General features: G+C 63.7%; 7 protein-coding genes. 1 reads left to right on the forward strand and 6 read right to left on the reverse strand.

The features are described from left to right. Positions 1 to 453 precede the first annotated feature (453 nt). The 5 genes from groL to CRM90_RS28930 form a co-directional block, all read right to left on the reverse strand. Positions 454 to 2,055, reverse strand: coding sequence for a chaperonin GroEL (gene groL, locus CRM90_RS28910; protein WP_199190100.1), 1,602 nt, complete (start codon positions 2,053 to 2,055; stop codon positions 454 to 456). A 465-nt stretch (positions 2,056 to 2,520) separates the two neighbouring features. Further along, entirely contained in the window at positions 2,521 to 3,552 is a 1,032-nt protein-coding gene (locus tag CRM90_RS28915; protein WP_102810303.1) for a 2Fe-2S iron-sulfur cluster-binding protein, read from the reverse strand. Between the two features lie 11 nt (positions 3,553 to 3,563). Beyond that, a complete protein-coding gene (locus CRM90_RS28920; protein ID WP_102810304.1) occupies positions 3,564 to 3,881 on the reverse strand; it encodes an MmoB/DmpM family protein in 318 nt (105 codons plus the stop codon). Next, a complete protein-coding gene (locus CRM90_RS28925; protein ID WP_102810305.1) occupies positions 3,878 to 4,969 on the reverse strand; it encodes an aromatic/alkene monooxygenase hydroxylase subunit beta in 1,092 nt (363 codons plus the stop codon). The genes CRM90_RS28920 and CRM90_RS28925 overlap by 4 nt, the downstream gene beginning before the upstream one ends. Next, a complete protein-coding gene (locus CRM90_RS28930; protein WP_102810306.1) occupies positions 4,969 to 6,510 on the reverse strand; it encodes an aromatic/alkene/methane monooxygenase hydroxylase/oxygenase subunit alpha in 1,542 nt (513 codons plus the stop codon). Before CRM90_RS28930 ends, CRM90_RS28925 begins: the two co-directional genes overlap by 1 nt. Before the next feature lie 253 nt (positions 6,511 to 6,763). Here CRM90_RS28930 and CRM90_RS28935 point away from each other — a divergent pair, with 253 nt between their 5' ends. Next, positions 6,764 to 7,342: a response regulator transcription factor gene (locus CRM90_RS28935; protein ID WP_102810309.1), complete on the forward strand. Its 579-nt coding sequence runs from the start codon at positions 6,764 to 6,766 to the stop codon at positions 7,340 to 7,342. Here the strand turns inward: CRM90_RS28935 and CRM90_RS28940 are convergent. After that, a complete protein-coding gene (locus CRM90_RS28940; RefSeq protein WP_233209578.1) occupies positions 7,314 to 8,450 on the reverse strand; it encodes a GAF domain-containing sensor histidine kinase in 1,137 nt (378 codons plus the stop codon). The genes CRM90_RS28935 and CRM90_RS28940 overlap by 29 nt on opposite strands. Positions 8,451 to 8,680 lie beyond the last annotated feature (230 nt).

The raw sequence follows: 8,680 nt of genomic DNA on the forward strand, positions 1-8,680 counted from the left end.
ACCTCATCCGGCGGCAGTATCGGGACACGCCTTCTCACGTTCCGTACAGGAGCCGCAGACCAGGCTCACGTCGCCTCCATGCCGGGCACCACCTGGCCGGTAAACGGGCACCCTCCAGGCTCGTCCCGGGACGATCCACCTGCCCCGGTTTCGATGCCAGCCAACCTGTTTCGACACGTCAACGGCTACAACGCTCGTCTTCCTGACCCCCGCCTGACCCGTGAACCGGGCCTTCTCCCACATCGCTCACCACGACAGTCTTCAGCTAACGCAGCAGTGGGCGGCTTGAAGCCTCCCCCCGCAGGGCGACTCCGAAGGGCCAACAATCCTTCATCTCCTGCACAGCACCACCTCCAGAAGCTCGCCTATCACACTCCCTTCAGCGTTCGTGACACACGTGGATCGAGGCTAAGCTAAGTTAAGAAACCCTCCACGATCTCGGAGAACCACATCTCAGAGCGGAGGCATTTTAGATAGCGGGATATGGGGCTTATCGGCAATGAGTACCTCGGCGGTCAGGAACATCGCCGCGATGGATGCCGCGTTCTCCAGTGCTAATCGGGTTACCTTGAGCGGATCCATGATTCCGGCGGCGATCATGTCGCCATACCGTCCGATCGCGGCGTTAAGACCGTGCCCGGTCGGTAGGTTTCTGACCTTCTCGACCGCTACCCCTCCTTCCAGGCCGGCGTTGACGGCGATCTGTTTCAACGGCGCTTCAAGAGCTACCCGCAGGACGTTGGCGCCGACAGCCTCATCGCCAGTGAGATGGAGTGTGTCGAACGCGGTCATGGATGCTTGCAGCAAAGCGACGCCACCGCCGGCCACTACGCCTTCCTCTGCTGCGGCCCTCGCGTTGCGCACGGCGTCCTCGAGCCGATGTTTGCGTTCTTTGAGTTCGATCTCGGTTGCGGCACCGATCCGGATTACCGCCGCCGCTCCGCTGAGCTTCGCCAGCCGTTCCTTGAGTTTGTCGGTGTCGTAATCATCGTTCGACGCCTCGATCGCGGCGGTGATTTCCTGGACTCGTCCAGCGATCACGGCTGCGTCGCCGGATCCGCCGATAATGGAGGTGTCGTTCTTGGTGATCAGCACCCGACGCGCAGTTCCGAGCAAGTCGAGGCTCGCAGCCTCGACGGCCACCCCGATGGCTTCGGAAATGACTTCGCCACCGGTCACGATGGCCATGTCGCTCAGCATCAACTCACGCCGGTCGCCGAAACCGGGCGCCTTTACCGCCGCTGAGGTGAACGTACCGCGCACATTGTTGACGACCAGGGTGGCGAGAGCATCATCGGTGACATCCTCGGCAATGATGACCAGCGGACGGCCGGTTTTCATTACCTTTTCGACAATCGGCCTCAGCTGCCGGACGGAGCTGATCACTGACGAGACGAGAAGGATGTAGGGGTCGTCAAGGACGACCTCGAGCCGTTCGAAATCGGTCACGAAGTACGGACTGAGGTAGCCCTTCTCGAAACGTAAACCCTCGACGAACTCGAGTGTGAGGCCGATCGCGTCGGATGCCTCCACGGTGATGATGCCGTGGACACCGATCTTGTCCAACGCCGCGGCAACAACGTTCCCTATTGCCCGGTCACCCGAAGAGATCGTCGCGGTCGCGGCGATCTGTTCTGAGGTCTCGACGGGTCTCGCGGCATCGTTGAGCGCCCGAACGACGCCGACCAAGCTGGAGGCGATGCCTCGTCTGACCGCCACCGGGTTGGCGCCGGCGACGATGTTTCGCAGACCCTCATGTACCATGGCCTGAGCCAGCACGGTGGCGGTCGTCGTGCCATCTCCGGCGACGTCGTCGGTCTGTTTGGCGACCACCTTGACGAGTTCGGCGCCCATCTTTTCGAAGGGGTCGCCGAGTTCGATGCTGCGCGCAACGGTGACACCGTCGTTGGTCACGACGGGTTTCGCGAGGTGGCGCCCGAGTACGACATTGCGGCCCTTGGGACCGAGGGTGACCTTGACGGCGTCGGCGAGTTTGTCCAGCCCTCGCTCCATGGCCCGCCGGGCATCCTCGTCGTAGGCGATCATCTTGGCCACGTTTGCACGCTCTCTTCTCTTCGTGTGGGCTCGCGCCCCAGTGATAACTGGGAGCATCCCAATCGCGCTGGTTGTGCAGGCGCAGTGCGGTTTGGGTTCGGCGCCATGTGTCTACGTATTTGCCGCAGGAGACGCTGTTCAGGTGCTTCTCATCGTCCGCCACGGACCGGTGGCGAACGCCTTAGGGCGGCGCGACCGCCCGATCGTTGTCCTCAGCAGCCTGTCCGTGGGCGACTTCGGTTGCGTACCGTTCCGGTGGCCGGGTCGGCCGTGGGGAAGTCTTGCCCGTGCGGCGTGCTCCCATTCTCCGACGATCAACAGCTTCTTACCGCCGGAGGAAGCCCCGCCGAGCCGCGGGCAGGACCGAATGGTTTACGACAGCTGTCACGGCAATCTCCTGGAGGTAATAAGTATCTTGGATTCAACGGCGGTTCTGCGTCGAGGACCGGCAGAAGCGCACGTCACTCACGTGGCAGCAGGGGCCAACTCGACAGCCGAATAGAACTTATCGGCATGGATACGCGCCTCCGGCAGACCCTTGGCTTCCAGGAGACGACCGACGGCGTCACACATCTGCGGCGCCCCGCACACGTAGGCGTCATAGGACGAAGCGTCCCGGATGTCTTCGGCGATGGCCCGGGTGACCCGCCCCACGCGGCCGTTTGCCGGCACCGTGTCCGGGGTCCCCTGCGACAGGCACGCGATGAACTGGAAATCCTTCAACCGTCTCGAAAGTTCGGCGAGCTCGTCGACATACACCAAGTCACTGTTGGTGCGGGCTCCATAGTAAAAGCGGATCGGGACGTCGCTATTCTGCTCGGCGGCGTCGGACAGAATTGATAACAGCGGCGCGATCCCGGAGCCGATCCCGACCGCGATCACCGGACGGCCGGTCTCCCGCATGAACATGGTGCCGAACGGCGCCTCCAGCCGCAGGTGGTGTCCCGGCTCGAGCCGGTCGAGCACGGCAGTGAACACCCCGTTCTGCACGCGTTTGATACAGAAGGTCAGTTCGCTTCCCGAACTCGGTGGACTCAGCAGCGAATAGGAGCGGCGTTCCCCCGTGTCAAGAGTGAATTCCGCGTACTGGCCGGCCCGAAAGCTCAACGGTTCATCTAGGGCCACCCGCAACTCGACCAAATCCGGTGTGCGGGAAAGCTTCTCCAGCACCGTGGCACGCCGCGGGCTCGGCGGCGTCATCGGCGGAAGCGCCTCGGCACCGTCGTGCTGATCGATCTCGATCACCAAATCGCTCTCGGCGAAGGTGCAGCACAGCAAGATCGCCCCGTCCTCGCGTTCATTCCTCGGGATCGCATACACCGACGCCGCCGAGTCGTCGACATCGCCGTCGACCAACCAGTGCTTGCACGAGGAGCAGTTCCCGTGCCGACACCCGTACTGCAAGTTAACACCGTGATGCAGAGCAGCAGTGAGTATGTCCTCGTTCTCACCGACGGGGAACTCCTCCCCCGTCGGTACCAGGGTGACGCGTGCCATCAGCTGTCCAATCAGATCTTCGCCGGTTCGAGTTGCGACATGTCGGCAGTAACCACGAACGCATCGTCTTCGACGTGCGCCCGCCCGTAGTAGCTGGACATGCACACCAAGAACCGTGACATCGTCAGGGGTTTGCCCAAGTATTCCTCGACCTCAGCCAGCGGGATCCGGATCGTCCCCTCCGCCTCAAGCAGGAAGAACGTGCCCCGATCCTGCACCCGAATCTGGGGGCACTCCTCGCTCACGTAATGCACCGTGGCCTGCGCCTCTTCGCTCTTCATAAGAACGAGTCCGATGGTTTTGCGTCCGTGCTGCTGGGCGTTGCTCACGAGGTCACCGCCGCGGGTACCCGTAGACCAGCCAGCTCGAGGATGTCTGCGGTCGTCTCGACGACATGCTGTCGGGCGCGTTCCCCGAACCCCTTTGCTGCGGGAACAGCGTCGAAGACAGGCAGGAACGCATCGACGGCCGCGAGGGCGTCGCGATACCAAGAGTCAACCCAGCCCTGCATCAGCTCGCGGTTGCGCTCCGACGGCACCGGCCGACCGGCACGGTCGGTATCGGCGATGAGCATCTTGACCAACGCTTGGGTCGCAGCGCGGTTGCGATGCCGGTCCGCCTCCGCAGTCATCTCGATTACCGGGATGACCACGTCACCGTGCAGCGGAGCGAGACGTCGAAAGAACTCGCTGCTAATCAGGGCGGTGCACAGCGGCTCGACCACGAGGTTGGTCATCAGGACCATTTCACCCCAATCGCGCAGCGAAAGGAGCCGCTCGACCAGCCGGCGCGCGCCCTGACACGCCGGATCATGCAGCCAGGCCTCAACGCCTGCGCCTTCGGTGTAATCGGGCACCTGTTCATGCAGGTCCAGGCTGTAAAGCGCAATATCCTGCTGGTGACGCAGCCGATCCATCCCGCTGAAGGTATAGGCCATCGACAGGGTGTCCGACAATGCTTCCCGGGTGACGAATGCATGCGCCTTGAACATTCCCCACTGAAACGATGCGAACGCTTCATAGTAGCGCGCCACGACATCAAGCCACCCTCGCGCGATGTCGCCGAATGCGCCGTTGACTTTCGCCGAGGCGATCGCCCCCTCAATGGACCGTTCCTGCTGGGCCTGCAGCTTGATGTAGGGACGCTGCCACAGTCCGGACGGATCGCGGTACTCGAACCAGTTCGGATGCGCCAGCGCGGTGGTGCGGGCATCCTGGCAGCCCAGACCGTCGGGCCGCAGCAGATACCAACCGCCGGAATCGAACTGGCCGAGGTCCGGTTGCGTGTGGCAAATGACCGCCTCGTACTCGGAGAGTCGGCGTTTCTGCGGTCGGATGTACGTCAGATCCCGGGCCGAGTAGAACCCCTCGCCCACCGTCTCGGCCTCCACACCCTCGGAAGTCAGTTCGGCGCTCATCAGATGTCCGCCGTGAATGCGTCGGCGGGCATCGCCTTGAGCGGGTCCTGAATGACGATTCCGGTGCGCCGGATGTCATCGATGGTCCATAGCCACCGTTCCTCCGTGTGCACGTGCGGTTGACCCATCAGGGTCCGGCCGTCCGCGCGCAGCAAGCCGTTGTCCTCGATGTAGCGGGCGAGTTCGACACCGTCGTTGACCTCCCACCACGTCATACCGGTATGGCGGTGGGGGGCCTGCCGGAAAATGTGCTGGCACGCCTCTGAGCAAAACGCGTGTCGTTGGCCGGCCGCGTCGATTGACAACCGGACCTCGTTGATGTCCGGGCGCGGGAACACGCAAGGCATCTGGCAGGTCCGACAAATCGGCGGCATCTCAGAGAACAGCTCCAAGGCGAGGTGGCCCTTGCGAGGGTCGCCCATCTCGCGGTACGCCGTCCAGAAGCCGCCGAAATGCTCTTCCCAGCCCGGATATTTTTCCTCAAGATACGCGAAGTCCTCGTCGGTCATGTAGTCCGAACGCCAGGCGTGCACCGGCCACAGCGCTGCAGACACCATGGCTGCGGAATGCCCACCCCATTCCACGTGCCGCTTCGCATCATGGATCCAGCGCGGCACCCTCAGGCCGAACGGTTCCAACCGTTCGATGTAGCTTCCGGCCCAGTCGTCCCAGATCCACTGGTCCCAGTACTCCTTATACGACTTCAGCCGAACCTTCGAAAAGTAGTCGTAAACCGCCCCCTGGAAATTGTCCAGGAAGGCGTGCTGACGCCAGAACGCCGTGTCGAAGTCCTCTTGGAGCATCGGCAGGTTGTCCGGTTCGCTCAGCACAGCCGCGAGCGTCGAGTAACCGTTGGCCATGTGCCGCGCCTCGTCGGATTGGATCGACAGGAACACCGACGGGGTTGCCTGGTCTCCGTTGGCGGCGGCCACCTCGGTCACCGCCACGAACAGTGGGTTGGTGTACGCAGTCTCGGCGACGACCTGCAGATTCAGCGAATTGGTGATCGGATCGTCGTTCATGAAGGCTTCGAACACCGCCCGCCCCGGTCGCCCGATCGGGTCGAACGCGCGCATCTGGAACCCCGAATTGAACCCAGCCGGGTCCGGAGCGTGCTTGGCGAAGTACCGCATCAAGTACGCCTCTTGATTGGTATGGCGCACCTCGTCGATCATCTGCGCGAGGTACCCCTGGCGCAGCTCCGGATTCTCCACCGTGTCCACAAGCATCGCAGTGCATTTCATCGCGGCGTACTCACCGAAGTCGACCAACGCCAGCACCGGCTTCATGATCTCCATAAAGCGGGGCTCGGCCTGCCCGGAGTTGTTCATCCGGCTCAACGCATCCTCGAGCGCACCGTACTGCCGGTCGTCTTTCTCCTCCTCCATCCCGACGTACTCCCGGACCAGGGTGCGGAACGGATCCTTGGTCTTCGGCGGGATCTTGTACTTCGTCGGATACAGCGCGTCGCGCCGAAAATAGCTCGGCTCCCAATCGAACGACTTGATCTTCTCGTGCTGCGTCGTAATCGATGCGGTCATCAACTACCTCCCGAATATGTGACGACGGTGCCGACCACCGCCGCGTTGAGACCATGCTCACACATAGCTCTGCGGTTGCCTACCTCCGATCGGAGGTCTGCGATGACTGCGGCTGCCAGCCGTCGTGAACGCGGGGTACTTTGGAACCATGCGTCCTCACCGGCGAGGTTGTAGTGACTCACCCGGAGGTTCCACCGCCATCGCGGCCCCTGCTGGCGTGGTGTGTGCGAGTGGCGGGGAGGTGCGGGTGCTGGTGGTCGACGATCATCCGATCGTGCATTTGGGAGTGGAACGCTTAGTCGAGAGTGCCTCGGGCGTGCAAATATGCCGGGGTGCGCGGACCGCCACAGATGGCGTCGCAGCCGTTGCAGCGGCGCACCCAGACGTCGTCTTGCTGGATCTGCATCTTCCAGACATGGCTCTGCCGGACGCTGCCGCCGCCCTTCGCGGCGTGTGCCCCGGAGTGAAGCTGGTGCTTTTTACCGGGGACAGCAAACGCTCGGTCGGCCAGGTCGCTGGACTGGTCGGGGTGGACGCGGTGGTGCACAAAGACAACGCCTGCGCAGTGCTCATCACAGCGATCGCAGAGGTCGCCGCCGGGCGACGCTACTGCGACCCCGTCATCAGCTCCGGGGATCCGCTGGCCCTGTCGCGGCGTGAGTATCAGGTGCTGGAGCGGTTGGCCATGGGAGAGAGCAACAGCGAAATTGCTCAGCAGCTGCGTCTAGCGCCGAACACCGTGAAATCCTACGTCCAATCGCTACTGGCCCACCTCGAGGCGCGCAACCGGCTGGACGCGGTGGTCAAGGCTCAACAGGCCGGAATGCTCTAGCAGCCGGTACCCACGCCCGCACTGTGCCGCCGCCTTCTTCGTTGCCTGTGTACGTCAGCCAGCCCCCGACTCGCTCGACGCTTTCGACCATCACCCCGAGACCCATGCCGCGCCCGCCCTGCAGTGTGATGTCGCCGAATGTTCCGTCGTCGGCCACGGCCATGCCCACACCGTCCTGGTAGGCGTACAAGCTTACGACCACGGAGTGGGCGCCAGCGTGCTTCTCCACGTTGAGCAGGGCCTCGCGCGAGATCCGCCGTAAGACGTCCGCTCGGCCCGTATCCAACCGCGGCAGATCACCCAGCACTACCAATTCCGCTGCGACACCGGTTCGCTCGCAGAAGTCACGACAATCTCCCTGCAACGCGACCGCGAGCGCCTTGTCCTCGGGTGCATCATGAAGCGAGTACGTCTGAGCCCGCAACTCGGAGGCCGCCCGCTCCGTCAAAGCCAACGCATCAGTCAGCAGTTCCACCGTATCACCGGGCTGCGCCTCCACCGCAGCGCGCGCCGACGTCAACGCCACCCGGAGGCTGAACAAAGTCGCGCCAACCGAATCATGCAACCGTATCGCGAGGCGTTGCCGTTCGCTGAACACCGCGACCTCCGCCATCTCGCGGGCACTGTCGGCGACCTCCATCGCCACCGCAGTCTGCCGCGCTAAGCCCAGCAAGGCGGTCCGGTCGCCGTCGGTCCACGGAACGACGGACCGACGGGCCGCGTAGAGAAGCCCATAGAGCCGGTGGGCGCGCACGATCGGAGCGGCCATCACCGCATGCAAACCCTCCGCGCGAACTGCGTGGTCGAAGTCGTGCGTGATCGCCCGGCTTATGCAGTAGTCCGCGACCGCCGCGGTCCGACGCAACACCGCCGCTTGACCGCCGAGGCCTTCCTGCGGCCCAATCACCAGCCCGTTGAGCGCCTCGGAACGCCCGCCCACCACGGCGACGACCTCCATCGTGTCGTCCTCGGCGACCCGGTTCGCCCCAGCCGCCACGTCCGCGCCGAGCACGCTGTGAACGATCTCCGCGCTACGCCGCAGCGCGGCCGTTCTGTCGAGCAGCGAGAGCACCGCGCTGAACTCAGCATCGATACCCAGGGCAGCCACGTCGACACACCCCTCTCAAGCGGCGGGTAGGCGGCAACCATCACAGTAGCGCCTCGACCCCCGGCAGGCGCGGCTGTACCTGCGTAACGTCGACAGAGTGAGCCTCGCGACCGTCAGTGCTTCCCCGGCCCGGGCGCTCGCCGCACCAGCCCGTCTTGGGACGCACAAACCAGGCTCTCATCCTGAAGCACGAAAGACCGCCCCCCAAGCGCTGAAATCGGCGAGTCTCA

Origin of the sequence: Mycobacterium sp. ENV421 (assembly GCF_002887815.1) — a bacterium.
Taxonomy (GTDB): Bacteria; Actinomycetota; Actinomycetes; order Mycobacteriales; family Mycobacteriaceae; genus Mycobacterium.

Coding starts and splice junctions, on each gene's coding strand:
- CRM90_RS28915 (WP_102810303.1), bottom strand. CDS start 3,552: ATGGCACGCGTCACCCTGGTACCGACGGGGGAGGAGTTCCCCGTCGGT.
- CRM90_RS28925 (WP_102810305.1), bottom strand. CDS start 4,969: ATGAGCGCCGAACTGACTTCCGAGGGTGTGGAGGCCGAGACGGTGGGC.
- CRM90_RS28930 (WP_102810306.1), bottom strand. CDS start 6,510: ATGACCGCATCGATTACGACGCAGCACGAGAAGATCAAGTCGTTCGAT.